Origin of the sequence: uncultured Allobosea sp., assembly GCF_945956895.1 — a bacterium.
Classification (GTDB): Bacteria; Pseudomonadota; Alphaproteobacteria; order Rhizobiales; family Beijerinckiaceae; genus Allobosea.
Map to the genome: position 1 here is coordinate 1 of NZ_CAMFJF010000011.1, position 23,153 is coordinate 23,153.

At 64.3% G+C, this 23,153-nt stretch carries 18 protein-coding genes and 1 pseudogene; 10 read left to right on the forward strand and 9 right to left on the reverse strand.

What is annotated here, in order from left to right; genetic code table 11:
* Window positions 1–420 precede the first annotated feature (420 nt).
* A complete protein-coding gene (locus Q0Q02_RS08955) occupies window positions 421–1,056 on the forward strand; it encodes a TetR/AcrR family transcriptional regulator (RefSeq protein ID WP_293808791.1) in 636 nt (211 codons plus the stop codon).
* 235 nt (window positions 1,057–1,291) lie between these two features.
* Here the strand turns inward: Q0Q02_RS08955 and Q0Q02_RS08960 are convergent.
* Window positions 1,292–2,182 (reverse strand): annotated as a pseudogene (locus Q0Q02_RS08960) (poly-beta-hydroxybutyrate polymerase N-terminal domain-containing protein); the annotation flags it as partial.
* 148 nt (window positions 2,183–2,330) lie between these two features.
* Between Q0Q02_RS08960 and Q0Q02_RS08965 the strand changes: the two are divergent.
* Both Q0Q02_RS08965 and Q0Q02_RS08970 read left to right on the forward strand, forming a co-directional pair.
* Window positions 2,331–3,314, forward strand: a complete 984-nt coding sequence (locus Q0Q02_RS08965; protein WP_293808624.1) for a zinc-dependent alcohol dehydrogenase family protein — start codon at window positions 2,331–2,333, stop codon at window positions 3,312–3,314.
* 56 nt (window positions 3,315–3,370) lie between these two features.
* A complete protein-coding gene (locus Q0Q02_RS08970) occupies window positions 3,371–4,315 on the forward strand; it encodes an ABC transporter ATP-binding protein (protein ID WP_293808626.1) in 945 nt (314 codons plus the stop codon).
* Window positions 4,316–4,326: 11 nt separating this feature from the next.
* On the opposite strand, the gene mgtA is transcribed toward Q0Q02_RS08970, so the two are convergent.
* Window positions 4,327–6,924: a magnesium-translocating P-type ATPase gene (mgtA, locus tag Q0Q02_RS08975; protein ID WP_293808628.1), complete on the reverse strand. Its 2,598-nt coding sequence runs from the start codon at window positions 6,922–6,924 to the stop codon at window positions 4,327–4,329.
* A gap of 91 nt (window positions 6,925–7,015) precedes the next feature.
* Window positions 7,016–8,080: an NAD(P)-dependent alcohol dehydrogenase gene (locus Q0Q02_RS08980; protein WP_293808793.1), complete on the reverse strand. Its 1,065-nt coding sequence runs from the start codon at window positions 8,078–8,080 to the stop codon at window positions 7,016–7,018.
* A 244-nt stretch (window positions 8,081–8,324) separates the two neighbouring features.
* Here Q0Q02_RS08980 and Q0Q02_RS08985 point away from each other — a divergent pair, with 244 nt between their 5' ends.
* Together Q0Q02_RS08985 and Q0Q02_RS08990 are read left to right on the forward strand one after the other, a co-directional pair.
* Window positions 8,325–9,215 carry a universal stress protein gene (locus tag Q0Q02_RS08985; protein ID WP_293808630.1) on the forward strand — a complete coding sequence of 297 codons (891 nt, stop codon included), beginning with the start codon at window positions 8,325–8,327 and terminating at the stop codon, window positions 9,213–9,215.
* Window positions 9,216–9,300: 85 nt separating this feature from the next.
* On the forward strand, window positions 9,301–10,107 hold the full coding sequence (locus tag Q0Q02_RS08990; protein WP_293808631.1) for an ABC transporter ATP-binding protein: 807 nt from the start codon (window positions 9,301–9,303) through the stop codon (window positions 10,105–10,107).
* A 159-nt stretch (window positions 10,108–10,266) separates the two neighbouring features.
* Here Q0Q02_RS08990 and Q0Q02_RS08995 read toward each other — a convergent pair whose 3' ends face one another.
* Window positions 10,267–10,782, reverse strand: coding sequence for a GNAT family N-acetyltransferase (locus tag Q0Q02_RS08995; protein WP_293808633.1), 516 nt, complete (start codon window positions 10,780–10,782; stop codon window positions 10,267–10,269).
* A 213-nt stretch (window positions 10,783–10,995) separates the two neighbouring features.
* On the opposite strand from Q0Q02_RS08995, the gene Q0Q02_RS09000 reads away from it, so the two are divergent.
* The 4 genes from Q0Q02_RS09000 to Q0Q02_RS09015 all read left to right on the forward strand — a co-directional run bounded on the left by Q0Q02_RS09000 (window position 10,996) and on the right by Q0Q02_RS09015 (window position 15,214).
* Entirely contained in the window at window positions 10,996–13,386 is a 2,391-nt protein-coding gene (locus Q0Q02_RS09000) for a phosphoketolase family protein (protein ID WP_293808635.1), read from the forward strand.
* Window positions 13,387–13,490: 104 nt separating this feature from the next.
* Window positions 13,491–14,480: an iron exporter MbfA gene (mbfA, locus tag Q0Q02_RS09005; protein ID WP_293808637.1), complete on the forward strand. Its 990-nt coding sequence runs from the start codon at window positions 13,491–13,493 to the stop codon at window positions 14,478–14,480.
* A 15-nt stretch (window positions 14,481–14,495) separates the two neighbouring features.
* Window positions 14,496–15,032, forward strand: coding sequence for a cytochrome b/b6 domain-containing protein (locus tag Q0Q02_RS09010; RefSeq protein ID WP_293808639.1), 537 nt, complete (start codon window positions 14,496–14,498; stop codon window positions 15,030–15,032).
* Window positions 15,033–15,037: 5 nt separating this feature from the next.
* Entirely contained in the window at window positions 15,038–15,214 is a 177-nt protein-coding gene (locus tag Q0Q02_RS09015; protein WP_293808640.1) for a hypothetical protein, read from the forward strand.
* A 39-nt stretch (window positions 15,215–15,253) separates the two neighbouring features.
* On the opposite strand, the gene Q0Q02_RS09020 is transcribed toward Q0Q02_RS09015, so the two are convergent.
* Window positions 15,254–16,861 carry an MBL fold metallo-hydrolase gene (locus Q0Q02_RS09020; protein WP_293808642.1) on the reverse strand — a complete coding sequence of 536 codons (1,608 nt, stop codon included), beginning with the start codon at window positions 16,859–16,861 and terminating at the stop codon, window positions 15,254–15,256.
* A 185-nt stretch (window positions 16,862–17,046) separates the two neighbouring features.
* On the opposite strand from Q0Q02_RS09020, the gene Q0Q02_RS09025 reads away from it, so the two are divergent.
* Window positions 17,047–17,493 (forward strand): host attachment family protein, encoded by a 447-nt coding sequence (locus tag Q0Q02_RS09025; RefSeq protein ID WP_293808643.1) that lies wholly within the window; start codon window positions 17,047–17,049, stop codon window positions 17,491–17,493.
* Between the two features lie 258 nt (window positions 17,494–17,751).
* Here Q0Q02_RS09025 and Q0Q02_RS09030 read toward each other — a convergent pair whose 3' ends face one another.
* The 4 genes from Q0Q02_RS09030 to ntrB form a co-directional block, all read right to left on the reverse strand.
* Window positions 17,752–19,332, reverse strand: coding sequence for a sulfite reductase subunit alpha (locus Q0Q02_RS09030; RefSeq protein WP_293808644.1), 1,581 nt, complete (start codon window positions 19,330–19,332; stop codon window positions 17,752–17,754).
* Between the two features lie 124 nt (window positions 19,333–19,456).
* The gene (locus Q0Q02_RS09035) at window positions 19,457–21,253 is read right to left on the reverse strand and encodes a NirA family protein (RefSeq protein ID WP_293808645.1); all 1,797 of its coding nucleotides are present in this window, start codon (window positions 21,251–21,253) and stop codon (window positions 19,457–19,459) included.
* Window positions 21,254–21,416: 163 nt separating this feature from the next.
* On the reverse strand, window positions 21,417–22,208 hold the full coding sequence (locus Q0Q02_RS09040) for an ABC transporter ATP-binding protein (protein ID WP_293808647.1): 792 nt from the start codon (window positions 22,206–22,208) through the stop codon (window positions 21,417–21,419).
* Window positions 22,209–22,219: 11 nt separating this feature from the next.
* Complete coding sequence (ntrB, locus tag Q0Q02_RS09045; protein ID WP_293808648.1) at window positions 22,220–23,128, reverse strand: nitrate ABC transporter permease; 909 nt, start codon at window positions 23,126–23,128, stop codon at window positions 22,220–22,222.
* Window positions 23,129–23,153 lie beyond the last annotated feature (25 nt).

Consider the following 23,153-nt stretch of genomic DNA (forward strand, 5'->3'; position numbering starts at 1 on the left):
AGGCTCGGGCTTTCAAGGCTCCGAACTCCGTTGTGCGTTTCCAGGCCAGATTTGTGACCATCTGGTCTCAAAATGAATGCACGCACCCCGGAATACGTCAAGAAGAAATGACCAATTGGTCACAAATTTCCCTTGCGCGGCCAATACGTTATATTCTATTGGATATAACGACGGAGGCTTCCCCAGGAGGCCCGGCGCGGATCGGGCAGAGCTAAGCTTCGGGCAAGACTAGCAAAGTACCCAGCCCGGCAGAGACGGGCTTCAACGAACCTCCGTTGCGGGGATATCTGGAATCGCGCTGGCCAAAATGACCAGATGGTCGCAAATTCGGGCGACCGAGTCGGCACGGTCTGAAACTGGAGCGCGGTAGCACGCATGACCACACCCGGAGCTGGCGAGACCCGGCCGCGGCGGCGCAACATGCGTGCGACGGACAGGGAGCAGGCGATCCTGAGCGAGGCGATCCGCTTCTTCGCCGAGCATGGTTTCGAGGGCCAGACGCGCGAGCTCGCCAAGCGCATGGGCATTACCCATTCGGCGATCTATCGGCATTTCCCAAGCAAGGAGGCGCTGATCGAGCGCGTCTACGAGCAGGTCTATCTCAGCCGCTGGCAGCCCGGCTGGGCGTCGCTGATCAAGGACCGCTCACAGTTGCTCGAAGCGCGGCTCGACCAGTTCTACCGCGAGTATGTCGCAAAGGTCTTCGACCATGACTGGGTCCGGATCTTCGTCTTCTCGGGCCTGCGCTCCTTCGACATCACCGGCCGCTATCTCGACATCGTCAGGCGCGAAGTGATCGAGCCCGCCTGCGCCGAACTGCGTCACGAACTCGGCCTGCCGGATGTGGCCCAGCTGCCCCTGGCCGAGCGCGAGACAGAGATGTTCTGGGGCCTGCACGGGCGCATCTTCTACATTGCGATCCGACGCTTCGTGTACCAGACCGCGACCCCGCCCGATCTCGGCGACATCGTCGGCGACGCGGTACGGGGCTTCTTCATCGGGGCCCGCCAGATTTCGAAAGAGCTCGTCATTCAGGGCAACAACCCGCCTGCCTGAAAAGGCGTTTCGAGCCTCCAGATCGACGCGGTTTGGTTCCAGGAGCATTCGCACCGTCTGCAAATGGCGCCCCCGGCACGGACAAGAGTTCAGCGATATCGCGAGAACCAATCGCACCGCTCCAGCCAATTTGGTCGAGAAGAGCGCGCATGGCACCTCCGATCGTCGGCCGCCTTTCAGCTTTCAATCGTAGGACCGAAGAGCCGGGTCGCAACCGGGGCAGCCTCAGAATCTCGCCGTCACGCGCCATCGCCGCCGCTGCGATGGCCAGAAGCGTCCCGCCCAAGCAGTATCCGGCCGCATGAACCTTGCGATCGGGCAGGATCGCAGCGATGGCATCGAGCGCTGCCATCACACTGGTCGAGGATGTAATATTTCATGATCCAGGCAGGCACGATCAGGATCGGCTCGGCATGGACGGTCGGCGTCGACGGCGCATGCTGGATCAGCTCGATCAGGTGATTGCGAAAGATGACCTTGCCGGGCGTCACCGCCACGTCCCGACCGACGACGAAGCCCTCGGCACCGACCGGGGGCCGTTCGGCAAGCTGCCTTTGCATGTCCTCGGTCCAGTTCTTCCAAACCTCGATGAAGTTGGCGCCTCCCGTCTCGCGAGCGCGCTGGATCACCTCCGGATTGGTCAACGGATTGTTCGAGGGAGACAAGACGTCCAGAAGCTGGCGCGTGATGAAGGAGACGCCCCCCTCGTGATGGCGCTCGACGCCCGGCACCTCGTGCGTGACGTTGTGCCACCATTGCTGATTGAGCAGGAAGGCTTGCGCCATGAAGCTGAAGGGCTGCGTGCGCCATTCCGGGGCCGAGAAGCGGTAATCGCCAGGCAATGGCCGGATGCTGGGATCGGCATCCGTCTCGAGAAGCCCCGAACGGCCTGCCCTCCCAGGCGAGCGGCCTTGCGCACCGCCTTGCTCGCCAGTTCGAACTGCTTGCCTGGCGCGGCGGCCAGATGGATGGCCCAGTCGAAATAGGCCAGCGCCAAGGCCATGGGCGAGAGCCCGCCGGTGAATTTCGCCGTGGCGGCTTTGCGCCTGCGATCGATCGCTGAGAACGCCTCCTCGCCGAGCGTCTCCTCCCTGCAAGGCTGCTGCCGCCGGGGCTCCCGGGCCAAGCCGGTTCGGGACGAGGACTACATGGCTTTCTTCCTTCGAAACTCTCGCCAGGATGCGCGCCGAAAGCCGCGCGTTCCTTGAGCTTGGTCAAAGCCGATGCCACCTCACCCGGGGTAGGTTCTTCAGCGTGCAGAGCGGGAGAATCCCATGAAGGCGATGGTTCTGAACGCCCCGGGCCGTCCGCTCGTCAAGGAGGCACGCCCCGATCCCGCACCTGCCCCGGGAGAATTACGGATCAGGGTTGAGGCTTGTGCGATCTGCCGCACGGATCTGCATGTCGTCGATGGCGAACTGCCCGATCTGCAATGCCCGCGCGTTCCAGGCCACGAAGTCGTCGGCCGGGTTGATCTGGTCGGAGCGGATGTCGCGCCCGAACTGATCGGCCGGCGCGTCGGCCTCGGCTGGCTGGGCCATACATGCGGGCATTGCCCCTATTGTCGCGCCTTGCGGGAGAACCTGTGCGATACCCCGGAATTCACCGGCTACACCCGCGACGGCGGCTTCGCCAGCCATGTCGTTGCCGACGCGGCCTATGTCTTCCCTCTGGATGAATTCCCCGACCCGGTCACTGCCGCACCTTTGATGTGCGCAGGGTTGATCGGATGGCGAAGCCTGCGCAGCGCCGGCGCAGCCCGACGGATCGGCCTCTACGGCTTCGGCGCGGCCGCTCACATTCTCACGCAAATCTGTCGCTGGCAGGGGCGCGAAGTCTATGCCTTCACCCGTCCGGGCGACGAAGCCGCGCAGGCCCATGCCCTTTCGCTCGGTGCTTGCTGGGCGGGTCGTTCCGAGGAAAAGCCGCCGGTGCCGCTCGACGCCGCGCTGATCTTCGCGCCCGTCGGGGCGCTGGTCCCGCTGGCGTTGAGCGCCGTCGTGAAGGGCGGACGCGTCGTCTGCGGCGGCATCCATATGAGCGACATTCCCAGCTTCGGCTACGATCTGCTCTGGCACGAACGCGAGCTTGTTTCGGTCGCCAATCTCACCCGAGCAGACGGCCGGGAATTCCTGTCAGTTGCCCGGCAGGCCGACATCAAGACGAAAACCACGGTCTATCCCTTGGAGCGGGCGAACGAGGCTCTCTCGGATCTGCGCGCCGGCCGATTGCAGGGCGCGGCGGTGCTGGTGCCATGAGGCTCTCAGGGCTTGTCAACGCGATCTCCAAGCCTCGTCGCCCATATGAGCAGGCCTTGCCCCTGCCGCCCTCGCTTCTCCGCTTCGTGATCCTCTCCGGCGGCTGGCACCAGGCGGCAGTCTGCGCCCTGTCCATCGCCGTCTTCCTGCTCAATACCGCTCCGATCGAAACACAGCGGCGCATCATCGACACTGCCGTCCATGTCGGCAGCGTCCGTGCCATCCTGACCTTGGTCGCCCTGCAAATCGGGCTCGTCCTGGCTTATGGCCTGGCGAAGCTGGCAATGAACGTCTACCGCGCCTGGATCGGCGAATGCGCGACCCGCGACCTGCGGCTCGTGGTGACGCAGCGGCTTGAACGCGCGGACGAGCAGGGTTCAGATCTGGCCAACGGCACCGGCCTCGCCATGATCCTCGCGGAAGCGGACGAAATCGGCGGGTTCGTCGGCTCGAGCCTCAGCCTGCCGATCGTCGAGGTCGGCTTTCTGGCGAGCATCTTCATCTATCTCGCCTTCCTCGACCTCGGAATGATGGCCGCCAGCCTTCTGATCCTCGCGCCGCAATTCGTGTTCGTGCCGCTGATGCAGCGGGCGATCAATCGGCGGGTGGCGGAACGAACGCGTCTCCTCCGACGCTTCGGCGACGAGATCCTGTCGCCCGTGAAGACGGGATCGAGCGCTCCCCGACTGGACGAGGTCTTCGCGGTCGATATCGGCGTCTTCGAAATCAAGTTCTCCCTTAATTTTCTGATGAACCTGACCTATTCCCTGGGCAGTCTGCTCGTGCTCGGCATCGGCTGCGTGCTGGCGGTTAGCGGACAGACCGAGATCGCCACCGTCGTCACCTTCCTGTCCGCCACAACCAAGATCGTCGATCCCTGGAACGATGTCGTCGACTGGGCGCGCGGCTTTGCGATGACGACCGTGAAATACGATCTCGTCATCCGGGCGCTTGAGACGGCGCCTGACGGCACGGCCTCCGCGACCGCGACGGCTCGCTGAGGTCGTGACGCTCAGAAGGCGCGGAAACGGCGCACCACCGGATTGCGGGTGCGACCTCTTCTTCGTTTCCCATCCGCGCGCATCGCCAGCGGCTTCAATATCTCGGCAAGCCCGAGGTAGAAGGCGGCGATGACCAGGGTGGCGAGCAGGACCGGAACCGGCAGTGCGACGAAGCCGAACGGATGGCCGAGCGGCGTCAAGGCCAGGATCAGTGCGGCGGCGAGAGCCCCGAGCGAGGTCATGACGAGAAAGCGATGCGGCCGGCTGCGCCAGCAGGGCGCCGCCGTGCGGATGACGAAGATCACCAGGATCTGCGTCAGGATCGACTCGACGAACCAGGCCGTCCTGAACGTCTCGATCCCTGCGCCGAAAACACCGAGCAGAACGGTGAAAGTCGCCGCATCGAATACGGATGAGAGCGGCCCCATGACGAGCGTGAAGCGGAGCACGGCGTGCATGTCCCAGTGCTGCGGTTTCGCAAGGTCGGCAGGGTCCGCCTCATCGAAAGGAATGCCGACCTCGGACAGGTCGTAGAGCATGTTGTTGATCAGGATCTGCAACGGATTGAGTGGCAGGAACGGCAGCACAATCGACGCCAGCGCCATCGAAAGCATGTTGCCGAAATTCGAGCTCGTGCCCATGCGGACATATTTCATGATGTTGGCATAGGTGCGCCGCCCCTCGGCGATACCCTGCGCAAGCACGCCGAGATCGGGCGCGAGCAGGACGATCGCGGCCGCCTCGCGCGCGACCTCGGTTCCGCCCTCGACGGACAAGCCGACATCCGCGGCATGGATTGCCGGCGCATCGTTGATGCCGTCGCCGATAAAGCCCACCGTATGTCCTGCCCTGCGCAGAGCCAGGACGAGGCGCGCCTTCTGTTCGGGCGCGATCCGGGCGAACAGGTCGACGTTTCGAACGCGAGCGGCCAGAGCGGCATCTCCCAATGCCGCGATCTCCTCGCCCGTCATCAGCCCTCGCGCCGGAAGCGCCAGGGTTTCGGCGAGGTGACGAACGACGGGAGCGGCATCTCCCGAAATCACCTTGACGCGCACGCCCGCGGCCGCGAGCTGACAGGCCGCCACACCCGCCGAAGCCTTGGGCGGATCGACGAAGGCAGCGCAGCCCGCGAAGACGAGACCGGCTTCGTCATCGCGAGACAGGTCATCGGTTCCCGGCGACATCGGACGGTGAGCGATGCCGAGCAGCCGCAAGCCCTGCGCTCCTTTGCCTTCGAAGAAGGCCAGGAGCTTGCGTCGCTCGGCATCGTCGAGCTTTTCAATCCTGCCCCCCGCCCGCTCGAACCTATCGCACAAGTCGAGCAACGCTTCGGGAGCACCTTTGACGATCATGTCCCGCTCGTCGCCCTTCGCCACGAGGACGGAGGAACGCCGACGCTGAAAATCGAAAGGTAGATCCGCGAGAGGCCGCCAGGAGCCATCGTCCTTTGCCGAGGAGGCGAGCAGGGCGGTGTCGAGACTGTTGCGCAACCCGCTGCAAAAGCGGCTGTTGAGGCAAGCGAGTTCGGTGACGCGTGAGCTTTCGAAGCCGTCGCAGTCGAAGCTCCCGACATGAGCGATCCGTGCTTCCGTCAGCGTCCCGGTCTTGTCGGTGCAGAGGACGTCCATCGCCCCGAGATCGTGGATCGCGGACAGCCGCTTCACCACCACCTGGCGCTGTGCCATGCGCATCGCGCCGCGTGCGAGCGTCACCGTCATCACCACCGGCAGCAGCTCCGGCGTCAGGCCCACGGCCAGCGCGGCGGCGAACAGGAAGCTCTCGATCGACAGCCCGTGGCGCACGAGCTGTGTCAGCAGCACGAACAGGACCAGGAAGCCGGTGAGGCGCAGGATCAGCATGCCGAGGCCGTGAACGCCGCGCTCGAAGGCGGTGGGCGGCTCGCTCGCCTGCATGGAGCGGGAGATCGCGCCCAGCCGTGTCTCGGCGCCCGTCGCCGTGACGAGCATCCGGACCTCTCCGGCGACGAGGCTTGTTCCCCCGAAAAGGGCGCTATCGGTTCCGTCAGCGGCGGAATCCTCGGGAGCGGCCAGCTTCTCCACCGGAAAGGGTTCGCCGGTGAGCGCCGCTTCATCAGCCATTGCATCGTGGCTCTCGATGATCAGGCCATCCGCCGGGATGAGATCACCGGCGTGAAGCGCGACGACGTCGCCAGGAACCGCCTCCCGGACCGGGACTTCAACGAGCCGTCCGCTGCGAAGAACCGTAACCTGCACCGCCACGGTGCGCCGCAGCGCATCGACCGCATTCTCGGCCTGGGTCTCCTGGAACACGTCGAGGGCGATCGAAGCCAGCACGATGAGCACGATGATGATCAGGCTTTGCCAATCGCCCGTCGCCCCGGAGATCAGCGCGGCGATCAGCAAGATCGCGATGAGAGGCTCCACGAGCCGCTTGACGATCTTGAAGAACAGCCCGCGCCGCAGGCTGGTCACGGCGAGATTGGGCCCGAAGCGATGCAGCCGTTGAGCCGCCTCGACGTCGCTCAAGCCATCAGGCGTCGCCCCGAGACGCTGCAACAATGCGTTCCGGCCTTCCCGCCAGAACTCCCCCTCGCCTGTCGCAGCTGCGTTCGCGGTTTCCGTCGTCATGCCGGCTTCCCGCGATGCACCCGTCGACCACAATGATGATCCGGTCGCAGCGACGGGCGCGAGGTGACACGCTGATCCATGGTTCTACCGATCAAGGCGTAATTGCAACCTTGAGGACGCCATCGCGCTGGTGCGAGAACAGCTCGTAGGCATCCTTGATGCGTTCCAGCGAAAAACGATGCGTAACCAGCGGCCCCAGATCGACCCGGCCGGAGGCGACGACGTCGATCAGGCGCCGCATTCGCTCCTTTCCGCCAGGGCAGAGCGTGGTGACGATGCGGTGGTCGCCAAGCCCTGCGGCAAAGGCACCGAGCGGGATCGTCAGGTCGCTCGAATAGACACCGAGCGACGATAGCGTTCCACCGGGACGCAGCACCCGCAATGCGGCGGAGAAGGTCTCCTGGCGGCCAAGGGCCTCGATCGCCACGTCGACGCCCCTGCCATCGGTCAGCCGCATGATTTCGTCGACCGGATCACCCTTGGAGAAGTCGACGACCTCGTCGGCGCCAAGCCTGCGTGCCATGTCCTGTCGTTCGGGAACGCTCTCCACGGCAATGATGCGCGTCGCGCCCATCAGCCGGGCGCCGGCAGTGGCGCATAGTCCGATAGGGCCTTGCGCGAAGATGGCGACGCAGTCGCCGATCCTGACCCCACCGCTCTCGGCGCCGGAAAACCCGGTCGACATGATGTCCGGGCACATCAGAACCTGCTCGTCCGTCAGTCCGGAAGGAACGTGTGCGAGATTGACCATGGCGTCCGGCACCAGCAGATACTCCGCCTGGGCACCATCGATCGTGTTGCCGAAGCGCCAGCCGCCCATGGCCTTGAAGCCGTGGCGCGTGTCGGCGCCATCCTGCGAGGCGCAGCCGCAAAGGCAGGCAGCGCTGTGCCCCGAAGGCGTGATGGCGCCTGCGATCACGCGCTGACCTTCCCGGAATCCCCTCACCTCGGAACCGAGCTTCTCGATCACGCCCACCGGTTCATGGCCGATGGTGAGGCCGCGCGCGACCGGGTATTCGCCCTTGAGGATATGGATATCCGTGCCGCAGATCGTCGTGGTGGTGATGCGCAGCAGCGCGTCGAGCGGCCCGATCTTCGGGATCGGCTTGTCCTCGAGCTCGATGCGGCCCGGCTCCACGAACACGGCCGCGCACATCATCTTGGAGCGGGCCGTTCGCGTGTTTCCCGACGAAGGCCGCGCAACGGATTGAGGGACAGGCGCCATGATCACTCTCCGAAACCGATGAGATGAAATCAGCCTGCCGCGAACTGGTCCCGTTGGATTTGACTCAACGCAAAACCGCGAGAGAACATGCTCGCGTTTGACGAAAATCAATGTGATCGACCTGCTTTCGTCGCTCGATAGCGCACCAGGATCAGCTATCGACGCGGAGGTTGCCATGAACGACATCACACCCTCTTCGAGCAACGTGGCGAAGGCACAGGCCGTTCGCGGCACAGCCTATCGCGACATCGCGGTTCATCTCGATGGTTCTCCGGAGGACGAAACGCGCCTTGCGCACGCCGAAGCCCTGGCCACGAGCTTTGCGGCTCGGATCACCGGCATCTTCACGAACCTCCTGCCCGATCCCGCTCTCTTCGCCGGAGACTTCGGCGTCACCGCGATCGGTCAATTGGTCGATGCAGTGACGGAGGAAGGAGACGTCAGCGAGAAGAGACTTCGGCAACGCCTGGCGCGCCTCGGCCCCACGCATGAGCTGCGCCGGCTGGACGCATTCCCTGGAATTCTCGAACAGGCCGTCGCCAGCGAAGCTCGCTGGAACGACCTCTTCATCGCGACCTGTCCGTGCGATGACGGCCACAGCCGCTGGCGCCCCATGATCGAGAGCGTCATGTTCGACGGAGGCAGGGGGCTTTTGCTGCTGCCGCCGGCAGCCGCGTTGCGCTCTCCCATCAAAACCGTCCTGATCGGATGGACCGACACGCGACAGAGCGCCCGAGCGGTGGCGGAGGCCCTGCCCCTGATCGCTCACGCGACGCAGGTCCATATCGTCACGGTCAGGGAAGAGGCCCATGGCAGGATGGGAGGCGCCGAAGTCCTCGCGGACATCAGCGCCCATCTTGCCAGGCACGGCGTCGAGGCGACGGCAACCGTCCTCAACCCGGAGGCGTCTCCGACCGACACCCTCCTCGCCGAAGTGCGGAGAATTTCGGCAGACCTGATCGTCGTCGGAGCCTACGGCCATTCGCGCTTCCGCGAATGGGTGCTGGGCGGCGTGACTGCGGATCTGATCGACCGCGCTCCCGTGCCGCTCTTGCTCGCGCACTAGGATAACCGGGGCGGTTGGCCCTTGCGGTCTTACCGACGGGCCAACCGCCTCGCTCAGCGAGCGACGTGCAGCCGGAGAGCCGTTCATGGCAACGACCGAGCGAGAACCCGGGCCGGAAATGAATGAGGTCGCCGTTCGTGTCCGGGGCCTCGAAGTCGTCTTCGGCGACAAGGCGGTGCTGGATCACCTCGACCTCGACGTCATGCGGGGTGAAATTCTCGGCGTTATCGGAGCGTCCGGCTCGGGCAAGTCCGTCCTGGCGCGAACCATCCTTGGGCTTTTGCCCAAGCGGAGCGGCGTCATCGAGATCTTCGGCAGAAATCTCGATGACCTCCGACAGGATGAGCGCCGAGCTCTCGAACAGCGCTGCGGCGTCATGTTCCAGCAAGGTGCCTTGTTCTCGTCATTGACGATCGCCGAGAATATCCAGCTCCCGATGCGCGAGCTTCTGCATCTGTCGCCGAATCTGTTGACCGAGCTGGCGATGCTGAAGATCGAGATGGTCGGATTGCCGCTCGATGCGGCGGGAAAGTATCCTGCGGAGCTCTCGGGCGGCATGACCAAGCGAGCCGCCCTTGCCCGGGCATTGGCTCTCGACCCGGAGATCCTGTTTCTCGACGAGCCAACCTCGGGACTGGACCCCATCGCAGCCGATGCCTTCGACCAGCTTCTGTTGTCTCTCAAGGCGAGCCTGAACCTGACGGTGATGATGATCACCCACGACCTGAGCAGTCTTCACACGACCTGCGACAGGATCGCGGCCATCGCGCGGGGCCAGGTCATCGCTCTCGGAACTTTACAGGACCTGCTGACGCACAAGGATCCTTGGCTGAGACAGTATTTCACCGGCGAGCGGGGGCGGACCATCTTCGCGGATCAAATCACCGCTTGAATCTCTTTCGACCACAGCGGTGGTGACTCGCGGATCCAAGCTTTACGTGGCAGACGCCTCGCTTGGATCGAACGGCTGAAACCGCGACCACGCTTGACGTCCTGGCACGAACGCGCCGTCTGTCCGCGGGCCTGATGGCCGCTGTGGGGCGTTCGAAATTTACCTGAATGTCTTTCTGAGCACGACGAGACGAACGTCGTCGGGGCATTCCGCAACCTCGAAGCCCTGTTCGATCTCGATCTCGATTGCTTCGTGATTTTGTCGGTCCTCAAGAGATTCAACGGCTTTCACGCCCTTGCTCTCGGCGAACTTGCAAATATGCCTTAGGAGCTCCCAGCCTACGCCTCTGTGCTTGTACTCGCGTCGTATCGAGATCGCGATTTCCCCTTTCTCCAAAGCGGCGTCGCAAGCGAGCATGCCCGCGGCGATGATCGTCTTCCCGTCATCGGTGAAGGCGATGAAATTTTCGGTCTGCCGATCCTCGATCTTCGTCATGGCGACCAGTCGATCATGCCCGACCTCCCTCACCGTGGTCAGAAAGCGGAAGCGCAGATCCTCCGGCGTAACGTGCGTGAAGAATTCGGCCAATCCCACTTCGTCGTCGGGCCGGGCGGGCCTCACCAGGAACCTGAAGCCGGCTCGTGTATTGAGATAGCGGCTCAAATCGTCGGTCATGATGAGATTTCCCTCCAATGGCTGCGCATCGGGCACCGCGCGACACTGCCGGCGGACCACGGCAGATCGACGCCCCGATGACGGTCGATCATCCTTGCGCGGACCGGCTCGGTCGTACTCTCTGCGCCACGGATGCGCTTTGCTCAAAATCAAAGCGCATAGCGATGGCGCGGTCGTATGGATTTCTCCTCTGAAGCCCCTTGGAGCACGGACATGAGCGCTCGGGACATCGATACCGTGACACCGACGGCTCTGAATTCGCAGGAGGTCGCGTTGATGCAGGCCTGGTGGCGGGCCGCCAACTACCTCTCGGTGGCGCAGATCTATCTGCTCGACAATCCGCTGCTACGCGAGCCTTTGCGGATCGAGCACGTAAAGCCGCGACTGCTCGGTCATTGGGGCACGACACCTGGCCTGAATTTCATTTATCTGCACCTCAATCGCATCATCGGCGACCAGGACCTGAACATCCTGTTCATCGCCGGGCCAGGCCATGGCGCGCCTGGTGTGGTGGCAAGCACCTATCTTGAAGGGACCTATAGCGAGCTCTATCCAGACGTCTCGCAGGACGAGGAAGGTCTGCGGCGTTTCGTCAGGCAGTTCTCGTTCCCGGGCGGCATTCCCAGTCACGCCGCGCCCGATACGCCCGGCTCCATCCACGAAGGCGGCGAGCTCGGGTATAGTCTCGTGCACGCCTTCGGCGCCGTGCTCGACAATCCCGGCCTGATCGCCGCCTGCGTCATCGGCGACGGCGAGGCCGAGACTGGTCCACTGGCCGCCTCCTGGCACTCGAACAAATTCCTCAATCCGGCGGCGGATGGTGCCGTCCTGCCGATCCTGCACCTGAACGGCTACAAGATCGCCAATCCCACCGTGCTGGCGCGCATCCCGCATGCTGAACTGGAGGCATTGCTGCGCGGCTACGGCTACGATCCGCTCTTCGTCGAGGGCGAGGAGCCCGAGGCGATGCACCAAGCGATGGCGGCCGCGCTCGATAGCGCATTTTCCGGAATTGCAGCAATTCAGAACGAGGCCCGTGAGGGGACTGCAAGCAATCGTCCGCGCTGGCCGATGATCGTGCTGCGCAGCCCCAAGGGCTGGACCGGTCCCAAGATCGTCGACGGCCTGAAGACCGAGGGCTTCTGGCGCTCCCATCAGGTGCCGTTCAGCGACATGTCGAAGCCCGGCCATCTGCAACTGCTCGAAGACTGGCTGCGCAGCTATCACCCGGAGGAGCTGTTCGATGCGGCCGGTCGGCTGAAGGTCGAGATCGCGGCGCTGGCGCCTTCAGGTGAAAAGCGAATGAGCGCCAACCCGCATGCCAATGGCGGAGCGCTGCGCCGGCCCCTCAGGATGCCGGACTATACCCGGCATGCCGTGAAGGTAGAGCGCCCGGGCGGCGGCAAGGCCGAGGCGACCCGGATCATGGGCGCTTTCCTGCGCGATGTGATGAAGGCCAATGAACCCAGTCGGAATTTCCGGGTTTTCGGCCCCGACGAGACCGCCTCGAACCGCTTGCAGGCCCTCTTCGAGGTGACGGACCGGGCCTGGCAGGAAGAAATCCTCCCCGAAGACGAGAATCTCACGCGCGACGGTCGTGTCACTGAAATCCTGAGCGAGCATCTCTGCCAGGGTTGGCTGGAAGGCTATCTTCTGACCGGTCGCCATGGCCTGTTTTCCTGCTACGAGGCTTTCATCCACATCGTCGACTCGATGTTCAACCAGCATGCGAAGTGGCTGAAGACGGCCAAGGAAGTGCCCTGGCGTCGGCCGATCGCCTCGCTGAACTACCTCCTCACCTCCCATGTCTGGCAGCAGGACCACAACGGCTTCAGCCACCAGGACCCCGGCTTCATCGACCATGTCGTGAACAAGAAGGCCGACATCGTGCGGGTCTATCTTCCGCCGGACGCCAACACGCTGCTTCATGTCACCGACCATTGCCTGCGAAGCTGGAACCGGATCAACGTCATCGTCGCTGGCAAGGCGCCCTCCCCGCAATGGCTCGACATGGACGCCGCGATCAAGCATTGCGCGCAGGGCATCGGCATCTGGGATTGGGCCAGCAACGATCGCGGCGGAGAGCCCGACGTCGTGATGGCTTGCGCCGGCGACGTGCCGACGCTCGAAACGCTCGCGGCGGTCATGCTACTGCGCCAACATCTGCCCGAGCTGAAGGTTCGCGTCGTCAATGTCGTCGATCTGATGACCTTGCAGCCGAAGTCTCAGCATCCGCATGGCCTGACCGATGCCGATTTCGATGCCCTGTTCACGGCCGACAAACCGGTGATCTTCGCCTATCACGGCTATCCTTGGCTCATTCATCGGCTCGCCTACAAGCGGACGAACCACCCCAACTTGCATGTGCGCGGTTACGAGGAGGAAGGCTCGACGACGACGACCTTCGACATGGTCGTGCGCAACCGGCTCGACCGCTTCCATCTCATCGGCGATGTCATCGATCGGGTGCCGAAACTCGGTGCGCGAGCCGCCTACGCCAAGCAGACGATCCGCGACAAGCTGACGGAGCACCGGCGCTTCATTCGCGACCACGGCATCGACATGCCGGAGGTGCGCAACTGGCAGTGGTCCGCAACGACGTAAGTGCAGCACCAGGCCTGGACCGCCCCAGAGGAGCGTCATCGAGTCGCTCGACTCTTGATTAGAACATTTCTAAACTAAGCCTCCTCTCGCAATTGGACGACGTCATGCCCGCTCTGTTCTCCATTTTTCGGCCGGCCCGACGGCGGTTCGACGACTTGAGTGCGCAGGAGGTGCTGTCGCTTGCGATCCTCGCGGAGGAAGAGGACGGACGAATCTACGCGGCCTATGCAGCCAACCTGGCCAAGGATTACCCTGCATCCGCCGCGATGTTCGATGCCATGGCCGCCGAGGAAAACGAACATCGCAGTGCCTTGCTGGATCTTTATGTTCGGCGGTTCGGCCCCACGATCATCCCCATTCGCCGGGAGCACGTCGAGGGCTTCTATGCGCGCAAGCCGCTGTGGTTGGTGAAGTCACTCCCCCTGGAGCGCGCGCGGGCGGATGCTGCCGACATGGAACGGCAGGCCGAAACCTTCTACCGGTTGGCCGCCTCGCGCAGTACCGATGCGGAAACGCGCAAGCTGCTCGGAGATCTCGCCGCCGCGGAAGCGAAGCACGAGCGCACGGCTCTATCTCTCGAGGGTGAACTGACGAGCGGCGACGAAGGCAAGGCCGAACAGGATCAAGCCAGGCGCCAGTTCGTGCTGACCTGGGTCCAGCCCGGCCTGGCAGGGCTGATGGACGGCTCGGTCTCGACCCTGGCGCCGATCTTCGCGACGGCATTCGCCACGCAGAACCCATGGACGACCTTTCTGATCGGGTTGTCCGCCTCGGTCGGTGCCGGCATCTCGATGGGTTTCACCGAAGCGGCCCATGACGACGGCAAGCTGTCGGGACGCGGCGCGCCCTGGAAACGCGGGCTGGCCTCCGGTGTCATGACGACGATCGGCGGTTTGGGACACGCACTCCCGTACCTGATCCCGCATTTCTGGACTGCGACCGCCATCGCGCTCTGCGTGGTCTTCGTCGAGCTCTGGGTGATCGTCTGGATCCAAAACCGCTTCATGGAGACCCCCATCGGTCGGGCGATGTTCCAGATCATCCTGGGGGGCCTGCTCGTCCTGGCCACAGGCATCCTCATCGGCGGCGCGTGAACGAGCGAGGCTCTTATGCAGCGCAATCCTGGCAGAATCCGATATGACGGGGCCAGCATCGCCTTCCATTGGCTGACTGCAGCGCTCGTCCTGCTGCTCTGGCTCATGGCTCAAAGCGAATTCCTGCTGCCCCGCGAGTGGCGCCATGGCATGTGGTCGTTCCACATCACGACCGGAGCGGTCCTGATCCTCATCTATGGCGCGCGCCTGCTCTGGCTGACGTCGTCCGCGACACGCCCTGCCTCGGTCAACACCGGCATGCTTCGATTGGCAGAACACGTCACGCACGGGCTACTATATGCCCTCCTCGCGACCGCGCTCGTTCTCGGCATCGTCAATGTGGCTGCGCGAGGGTGGGACCTGTTCGGGATTGTGCAGATACCGGGATTTGCACCCGAAGATCGGCCCCTGCGACGTTCCATCAACGGCTGGCATGAGCTTGCCGCCAACGCGCTGCTCTGTCTCGCCGCAATTCATGCCGCTGCCGCGCTGTATCATCAGCTCGTGCGGGGCGATGGTCTGCTCAAGCGCATGTGGTTTGCGCGGCGGTAGATGTCTTGAGTGATGAAAGCCAGGCCATCGCGCTCCCGAAAATGGTCTCGGATCAGGCATTGACTTGGCGCAACGGCCAACCTCCGGAGATCGTCGCCGAACTCGATCAGAAGCCCGCCTTGGCGTTCCTGCTACATCTGCGGGCTTTCATCAGCCTCATTCGCGAAATCCTGTCCCGCTGAGGCAATCCGCCTTCGGCTCCCGTTGGCCCGGCAAAAGTCTCACTCGGACGATAGAGCCCTCCGCAGGCGCCTGATAATCTGTTTGCGGCCTCGCTCGTCCGCGGCGAGCGACATCTGCTCGTCGATATCGAGGATCAGGCTGGACAGTTCATTATGCCAGTCGAGCCGACCCGTGTTTTCTGCCGCGCTGCGGACCGGACCGCTGATCTGACGAGGCGCTCCGCCCGGGAGCGCGAACATGCTGTCGAGCGACGGCTCGATGACGAGCAGCGCGGGATCCAGCTTCCTCAACCTCTCCGCCAAGCCCTGCATGGCTTGCTCCTCGCCATGTGTCAGAAAGACGGAGCCGGAGATCGGTCGCCGCTCCGCGATCCAGGCCGTGAGCTGAGGCCCGTCGGCATGGCCGGAGTAGACATCCATCGAGCGAATGCGGGCCTTCACCTGGACGTCTTCGCCCATCAACCGCACATGGCGGGCGCCATCGAGCAGGATTCGCCCGAGCGTCCCCTGCGCCTGAAAGCCGACAAAGAGGATCGTCGCCGCACCGCGCCACAGCCATTCCTTCAGATGATGCCGAATGCGCCCCGCATCGCACATGCCGCTGGCCGCGATCACGATATGAAAGCCGCGGATGCGGTCGATGGCCTTGCTTTGCTCGACGGATTCCGTGAACCGGACGTGCGGATCCCGCAAGGCCTCCAGCAAGGCCTCGCCATTGGCCATCTCGCCCGCATGTTCCTCGAAGATTGCGCTGGCCTTGGTCGCAAGCGGTGAATCGACAAAGATCGGCGCCGCCGGGATGCCACCTGTCTTCATCAGCCGTATGAGATCGACGAGCAGTTCCTGGGTTCGTTCGACGGCGAAGGAGGGAATGAGGAGCGGCCCGGAGAGCTGGGCCGCAGCCCTCACTTCCGCTTGCAGCATTTGTAGACGCTGCTCCAGGGTGACATCTTCCCGATCAGTGTCGCCATAAGTCGTTTCGCAGACGACATAATCGATCCCCTGTGGGCCGGTCGGATCTGCGTGGAACGGTTGGAGGCTCGAGCCGATATCACCCGAGAAAAGTATCCGAAGAGGAGCCCCGCCAGGCCTGTCGATCTCCACCTCGATGGAGGCCGAGCCCAGCAGATGCCCTGCGTCCCAGTATCGTGCCCGGATCCCTTTGGCGATCGCGATCAGCTTGCCAAAAGGGACGGCACGGAACTGCGTCAGCGTCGTGATGGCCTGCTCGGCGCCGTAGATCGCCTCTACCGCCGAACGGCCTCGACGCGCGTTTCGTCGGTTGAGCTGCTCGACCTCCATTTCCTGGATATGCCCGGAATCGGGGAGCATCACGGAGCAGAGATCGACCGTCGCGGCAGTTGCGAATATAGGCCCTTGGAATCCGTCCTTCGCCAGCTTCGGCAACAATCCGCTGTGATCGATATGGGCATGCGTCAGGAGCACGGCGTCAATTGAAGCCGGGTCGAACGGAAACGCCCGGTAGTTCAATTCCTTTTCGGACTTTGACCCCTGGAACATGCCACAATCGATGAGGATGTGGGCATCGTCCGTCCGAAGCGCGAAGCAGGAGCCGGTGACGGCGTGGGCCGCTCCGTGAAAGCAAAGACGGATTCCGGTGTCCTGCCGAACACTCGCCTCTGACATTGTCGATCTCCGAAAAGAGCCGCAGGCCTGAAATCCACCAAGGCCTTTGGAACACGGTCCGTCGAGCCACGCCTTGAGAACGATCAAATTCGCGGGTGCGGCGTTCCTTTTGCGCTGGATCAAGGCGGACGCGAGTTCAGTCGCGATCCTCGTCAAGGGCCAGACCCGACTGAGGGAACAATGCCATGAACCTAAGGATTCCACACGCTGCCTGGGTGGTCGTCTGCGACGCCCGCAAGGCGATGTTCCTCCGAAACGAAGGAACTCCGATACAGCCCAGGTTCGAAGTCGAGGAGGTGAAGGAAGCTTCCGCGAATCCGCCGAACGCTCGACAAGGAAGGGATCGGCCCGGCCGTATTCAAAACGCGGTCGCGCCGACGAGCGCGACCGAAGAAACGGATTGGCACGAGCTGGCCGAGGCGAAATTTGCGCGCGACACCGCTGCGGCCCTCAAGCGCCCCAATCGATCCGGTCTCCCCCGGGACATCGTGCTGGTGGCGCCGCCACGTATCCTCGCGGCGCTGCGCCAACACCTCGATAGCGAAGCGCGCTCTCGTATCCTCGCGGAAGTCGACAAGGACCTGACCAAGCATCCCATCCACGAAATAGAGCGGCTGCTGTCGAGCGCTTAGAAAGAACGCCTCGCTTGGCCTCTCCCATACCGGGCAGCTCGCCCAGGATGCTCAGGACCCCGCCTTCAAGGGCGTCCCTGCCGTCAAATTCTGAGTGGCTTGCCCATCACCTGAGGCGGCCTTTGCCACACCATCGATGGTTCAGGGACGTGGCCTCTAGCGTATCGGATTGAATATCGTCTTCAGTCCGATACGCTAGCTCTTTGATTTTGCATCGGCTTTGACCGAAAGCCGCGCCCCACTTTTCGGGCCGGTGCTTCAATAGACATCCGCCTGATAGCGCCCCGCCTTTCGCAGAGCCGCGACATAGGCGACGGCCTCGTCGACAGAGCGCCCCCCATGCTCCGCGACCACATCGACCAGCGCGCGCTCGACATCCCTGGCCATCCGCTTGGCGTCGCCGCAGACGTAGAAATGCGCGCCCTTCTCCAGCCATGACCAGAGTTCGCCGCCGCGCTCCCGCATGCGGTCCTGGACATAGACCTTCTCGCCGTCGCGCGACCAGGCCAGCGTCAGGTTGGTCAGGAAGCCTTGATCCTTCATCGCCTGCAGCTCTTCTTCATAGAAGAAATCGCAGGTCCGGCGCTGATGGCCGAAGAACAGCCAGTTGCGGCCCGACGCCTTCGTCGCCTGCCGGTCATGCAGGAAGGCGCGGAAGGGCGCGACACCGGTGCCCGGACCGCACATGATGATCGGCGTCGCCGGATCGGCAGGCAGGCCGAAACCATGGGCACGCTGGACATAGACCGGCACCGTGTCGCCGGGCTGGACGCGCTCGGCCAGGAAGGTCGAAGCGACACCCCAGCGCGGGCGCGAACCGATCCTGTAGCGCACCGCATCGACCGTCAGCGTGATCCGGCCGGGCGTGGCGTGGTACGACGAAGAGATCGAATAGAGCCGCGGCTGGAGCGGATCGAGCGCCTCGACGAAAGCCTCCGCCGAGAGGCGGGCCTGCGAGAACTTGTGCAGCGTGCCGAGCACGTCGAGGCGATCGAGATCGCCGTCCGGATCCTCGCCGGCGGCAAGACGCCTCGCCCTGGCGCGGGCCTCGCCCCCGGTAACGTAGGAGATGAGCTGGAACAAGGCGTCGGGTGCCGGGCCGAGCGCGCAATCGGCCATAAGCTTGTCACGCAAAGACTTGCCGTTGATGTCGGCATCCGGCTGCGCGCCCAGGAGGGCGATCACCGCGTCGACAAGGCGGGTATCGTTCTGCGCGACGACGCCGAAGGCGTCGCCGACGACATAGTCGAGACCGCATTCGGAAAGGTCGAACTCGACATGCCAGGTCTCCTTCTCGGAGCCTTCGCCATTGAGCTTGCGGCGCGAGAGGAAGGTCGCGAGCGCCGGGTTCTCGCGGCAGCGTCCGTGCGCTCCCAGCTCTGATGCAGGAGCGGCCTCGGCGGGAGCGGCCGGGGCGGAAGAGCCGGTCTCCTCCACCAGCGCCTTGACTTGACGAAGCGTTTCCTTGCCGCCGGGCGCGCAGAGATTGAGCCGCCCCTCGGTTCCTGAGGCGATGGCAGCGGAATAGGTCTCGCAGACATAGCCGCATTGCCCGCAATCCTGCTGGGCCATGGCGGCGTAGAGCCTGCGCGGCAGAGGCTTGCCCTCGGCCAGCTTCATGCGCTCGGCGATCTCCAGCGACGGATCGTGCCAGGGTGCCCCGTCCTCGGCCTCGGCCATGACGGCGGCGTTCTCGACCGGCGAGAGCGCGGTCACGCCGGCATTGTCGAGCGAGAGCAAACCGGCGAAGAAGCCGTTCAGCCAGAAGCGCTGCTCCTCGCTGAAGGGCGCGGTTTCGGGCAGAACCTGGACGATGGGGGACGGGGTTTGGACCGTCATGCACGGATGCTCCCCGTCATGCTCGCCCTTGTGGCGAACATCCACGTCTTGAACACGCCTTTCAACCAGCGAAGACGTGGATGGTCGGGACAAGCCCGACCATGATGGCGGTGCATGTCGTTGCTCATGCCGCGTCTCCGATCTGCTCGACCATGATCTGCAATGCTGCGATCTCGTGGCGGCGGGCGAAGGCGACGAAACTCTCGTCCGGCGCGGCGCGATGCGTCTGCCAGCTGCGCAGGATCGCCTCGACGAGAGCCGGCGCGTCCTCTGCCTTCACATTGGACTGGAATTCGCGGCCCATCCCGCCCTCGACGCCGAAGCCGCCGCCGACGAAGACATGGTAGCCGGGCACGGTGTCGCCCTCGTCATTGACCGAGACCTTGGCGCCGATCAGGCCAAGATCGCCGATATAGTGCTGGGCGCAGGAATTGTGGCAGCCCGTCAGGTGGATGTTGACCGGCGTGTCTAGCGTGATCCGCGGCTCGCAATGGGCGGCGATGGCGAGCGCATCTTCCTTGGTATGGGCACCGGCGAACTTGCAGCCGGTCGCGCCGGTGCAGGCGATCAACCCGGCGCGCAGCACCGAGGTTTCGGCGGAGAGGCCGACAGCCTGCAGATGGGCGAGCACGTCCTCGACCTTCGCGTCAGGCACGCCGGAGATCAGCAGGTTCTGCCAGACGGTGAGGCGGATATCGCCGTCGCCGCATTGATTGGCGATCGAAGCGATGACTCGCATCTGCTGCACCGTAAGCTTGCCGACAGGCAGCGCCACGCCGATCCAGCTGAGGCCGGCCTGGGCCTGCGGGTGGACGCCGATATGGGCGAGCCGGTCATAGACCGGGCGCGGTTTGACGAAGGCGCTATCGAGCCGGATCAGCCGGCGGCCGAGCTTCTCCTCGACGGCGGCGAGGAACGTGTCGAAGCCCCAGGCATCGAGAACGTATTTGAGGCGCGACTTGTTGCGGTCGGTGCGATTTCCGTTGGCGGTGAAGACGCGCACGATCGCATCCGCGACGGCGATCGCATCGGAAGGAGCGACGATCACGCCGGTGTCGCGCGCGAGGTCCTTGTGGCCGGTGATGCCGCCGAGCGCAAGGCGATACCAGATGCCGGGCGCGACCGATTGCCCGTCGAAAGAGGCGCCCTCCCCGACCTCGATGGCCTGAAAGCCGATATCGTTCGTGTCTTCCAGCGTCGCGATCGAGCCGGCGCCGTCGAAAGCGACGTTGAACTTGCGCGGCAGGCCATAGAGCGAGCGGTCGTTCAGGATGTGATGGTGCCAGGCGCGGGCATGCGGGCGCGTGTCGAGCAGCTCCAGCGGGTCGATGCCGGCCGTCGCCGAGCCCGTGACATTGCGGATGTTGTCGGCGCCGGAGCCCTTGGCGGTGAGGCCGAGATCGGCGAGCCCCTCCAGCAGCAGCGGCGCGCTCTCGGCGGCGATCTCGCGAATCTGGAGATTGGCGCGAGTCGTGACGTGGCTGTAGCCGCCGCCATAGCTCTCCGCGAGATCGGCGACGCCGGCGAACTGCCAGCTCTTCAAGATGCCGTTGGGAATCCGCAGCCGGCACATATAGCTGTTCTGCGCCGGAGCCACGTAGAACAGCCCGTGATAACGCCAGCGGAAATTGTCCTCCGGCTTGGGGTAGATGCCGGCGCCCGCCTGCTCCTTGAAGCGGGCATAGGCGTCGAAGGGGTGTTCGGCGGCCTTCCATTTCTCCTGATCGACGAGCTTGCCGCCGGCCGCGATCGTTTTCGCCTGGGCCTCGGCATGCTCCTTGTCGGGGCCATCAGGCTTCACCGGGGCGCTGCCCGGTGCTCCGCCAAGCGGACCCAGGCCGCGGGCCGTGCGGGCCGACTGCATGCCGCTGACGAAGCCTTCGAGATAACGCTTCTGGTCGGGGGTGAAATCGTCGCTCATGACCAAATGCTTTTCAAGACCAATGGGTGAGACCGTCACCTGATCCTCGACCGTCATCCCGGGCTTGCCCCGGGATCCATCGTAGGGTTCGACAGGGTCCTATGATGGATCCCGGATCTCCGCTTCGCTGCGTCCGGGATGACGTGAAGGACGGCACGAAGGACTACGCCGCCTCGACGAAGCGATGGCGCTCGTAGAGGAATTTCAGCACGGCCTCGCGCGCCGCGATGTAGGTGCGGTCGGAGACCAGCTCGAGCCGCTTGCGCGGGCGGGCGAGGCGCACGTCCAGAACCTCGCCGATGCGGGCGGAGGGGCCGTTGGTCATCATCACGATCCGGTCCGAGAGCAGCACGGCCTCGTCGACGTCATGGGTGATCATGATCATCGTGTTGCCGAGCGCGGCGTGGATCTGCATCACCGAGTCCTGCAGATGCGCGCGGGTCAAAGCGTCGAGCGCGCCGAAGGGCTCGTCGAGCAGCAGGATCTTCGGTTCCATGGCGAGGCCCCGCGCGATGCCGACGCGCTGCTTCATGCCGCCCGAGATTTCGCCGGGCCGCCTGTCCCTGGCGTGGGCCATCTGGACGAGGTCGAGATTGTGCATGATCCAGTCATGCCGCTCGGCCCGGCTCTTCTTAGCCCCGAAGACCTTGTTCACGGCGAGCGCGACATTGTCGTAGACGGTGAGCCAGGGCAGCAGCGAATGGTTCTGGAAGACCACGGCCCGGTCGGGGCCCGGCGCATTGACCTCCTTGCCTTCGAGCAGGATCGCGCCCGCGCTGACGGGCGTCAGCCCGGCGACGATGTTGAGCAGGGTCGACTTGCCGCAGCCGGAATGGCCGATGATCGAGACGAACTCGCCCTTGTCGATGACGAGGTTGATGTCCTTGAGGACTTCCGTTGTCGCGGCGCCACGCTGGAAGCGTTTGTCGACATGGTCGATCTTCAGATAGCTCATCGCTTCGCTCCTCAATTCGTCGCGGTGCCGCGGGTGACGACATGGCCGACGAGAGCGACGAGGCGGTCGAGCAGGAAGCCGACCACGCCGATATAGACCAGCGCCACGATGATGTCGGACAGGCGGGACGAATTCCACGCGTCCCAGATGAAGAAGCCGATGCCGACGCCGCCGGTCAGCATCTCGGCCGCGACGATGGCGAGCCAGGACAGGCCGACGCCGATGCGAAGCCCCGTGAAGATGTAGGGCGCGGCCGAGGGCACCATGATCTTGTAGAAGAACTCGATCTGGTTCAGCCGCAGCACCTCGGCGACATTGCGGTAATCCTGCGGGATGTTGCGGATGCCGACGGCGGTATTGATGATCACCGGCCAGATCGCGGTGATGAAGATCACGAAGATCGCCGAGGGCTGGCTGTCGCGGAAAGCGGCGAGCGAGAGCGGCAGCCAGGCGAGCGGCGGCACCGTGCGCAGCACCTGGAAGACCGGGTCGAGCCCGCGCATCATCCAGACGGACTGGCCGACAAGCGCCCCGAGCAGCACGCCGACCACGGCGGCGAGGCTGAAGCCGATCGCGACGCGCTGCAGCGAGACGAGGATACGCCAGCCCAGCCCGATATCCTGCGAGCCCGCCCAGTAGAACGGCTCGACGATCAGATCCTTCGCCTCTCCCCAGATCTTCGTCGGGGGCGGCAGCGAGGATTGCGGGCCGGACGCCGCGAGCTGCCAGAACAGCAGGATCAGCGCGACCGTGACCAGCGGTGGCAGCAGGTTGACGAGAACGCTCTTTGCCAAGGGCGCGAGCTTCGCCGCGAAGGGCTTCGACGGCCCTGCCGGCAAGGGCACGACCTCCGGTGGCTTGCCCGAGAGCGTGACGACCGTCGCGCTCGCAGTCGCGCCTTTCAAGACAGGCTGCCCCATGTTCCAGTCTCTCCTCTGACCGAGC

Excerpts from the sequence above, each read along its gene's own strand:
- Q0Q02_RS08955 (WP_293808791.1), top strand. The coding sequence starts at position 421 with ATGCGTGCGACGGACAGGGAGCAGGCGATCCTGAGCGAGGCGATCCGC.
- Q0Q02_RS08965 (WP_293808624.1), top strand. The coding sequence starts at position 2,331 with ATGAAGGCGATGGTTCTGAACGCCCCGGGCCGTCCGCTCGTCAAGGAG.
- mgtA (WP_293808628.1), bottom strand. The coding sequence starts at position 6,924 with ATGACGACGGAAACCGCGAACGCAGCTGCGACAGGCGAGGGGGAGTTC.
- Q0Q02_RS08980 (WP_293808793.1), bottom strand. The coding sequence starts at position 8,080 with ATGTGCGCGGCCGTGTTCGTGGAGCCGGGCCGCATCGAGCTCGAGGAC.
- Q0Q02_RS08985 (WP_293808630.1), top strand. The coding sequence starts at position 8,325 with ATGAACGACATCACACCCTCTTCGAGCAACGTGGCGAAGGCACAGGCC.
- Q0Q02_RS08990 (WP_293808631.1), top strand. The coding sequence starts at position 9,301 with ATGGCAACGACCGAGCGAGAACCCGGGCCGGAAATGAATGAGGTCGCC.
- Q0Q02_RS08995 (WP_293808633.1), bottom strand. The coding sequence starts at position 10,782 with ATGACCGACGATTTGAGCCGCTATCTCAATACACGAGCCGGCTTCAGG.
- Q0Q02_RS09000 (WP_293808635.1), top strand. The coding sequence starts at position 10,996 with ATGAGCGCTCGGGACATCGATACCGTGACACCGACGGCTCTGAATTCG.
- mbfA (WP_293808637.1), top strand. The coding sequence starts at position 13,491 with ATGCCCGCTCTGTTCTCCATTTTTCGGCCGGCCCGACGGCGGTTCGAC.
- Q0Q02_RS09010 (WP_293808639.1), top strand. The coding sequence starts at position 14,496 with ATGCAGCGCAATCCTGGCAGAATCCGATATGACGGGGCCAGCATCGCC.
- Q0Q02_RS09020 (WP_293808642.1), bottom strand. The coding sequence starts at position 16,861 with ATGTCAGAGGCGAGTGTTCGGCAGGACACCGGAATCCGTCTTTGCTTT.
- Q0Q02_RS09025 (WP_293808643.1), top strand. The coding sequence starts at position 17,047 with ATGAACCTAAGGATTCCACACGCTGCCTGGGTGGTCGTCTGCGACGCC.
- Q0Q02_RS09030 (WP_293808644.1), bottom strand. The coding sequence starts at position 19,332 with ATGACGGTCCAAACCCCGTCCCCCATCGTCCAGGTTCTGCCCGAAACC.
- Q0Q02_RS09035 (WP_293808645.1), bottom strand. The coding sequence starts at position 21,253 with ATGAGCGACGATTTCACCCCCGACCAGAAGCGTTATCTCGAAGGCTTC.
- Q0Q02_RS09040 (WP_293808647.1), bottom strand. The coding sequence starts at position 22,208 with ATGAGCTATCTGAAGATCGACCATGTCGACAAACGCTTCCAGCGTGGC.
- ntrB (WP_293808648.1), bottom strand. The coding sequence starts at position 23,128 with ATGGGGCAGCCTGTCTTGAAAGGCGCGACTGCGAGCGCGACGGTCGTC.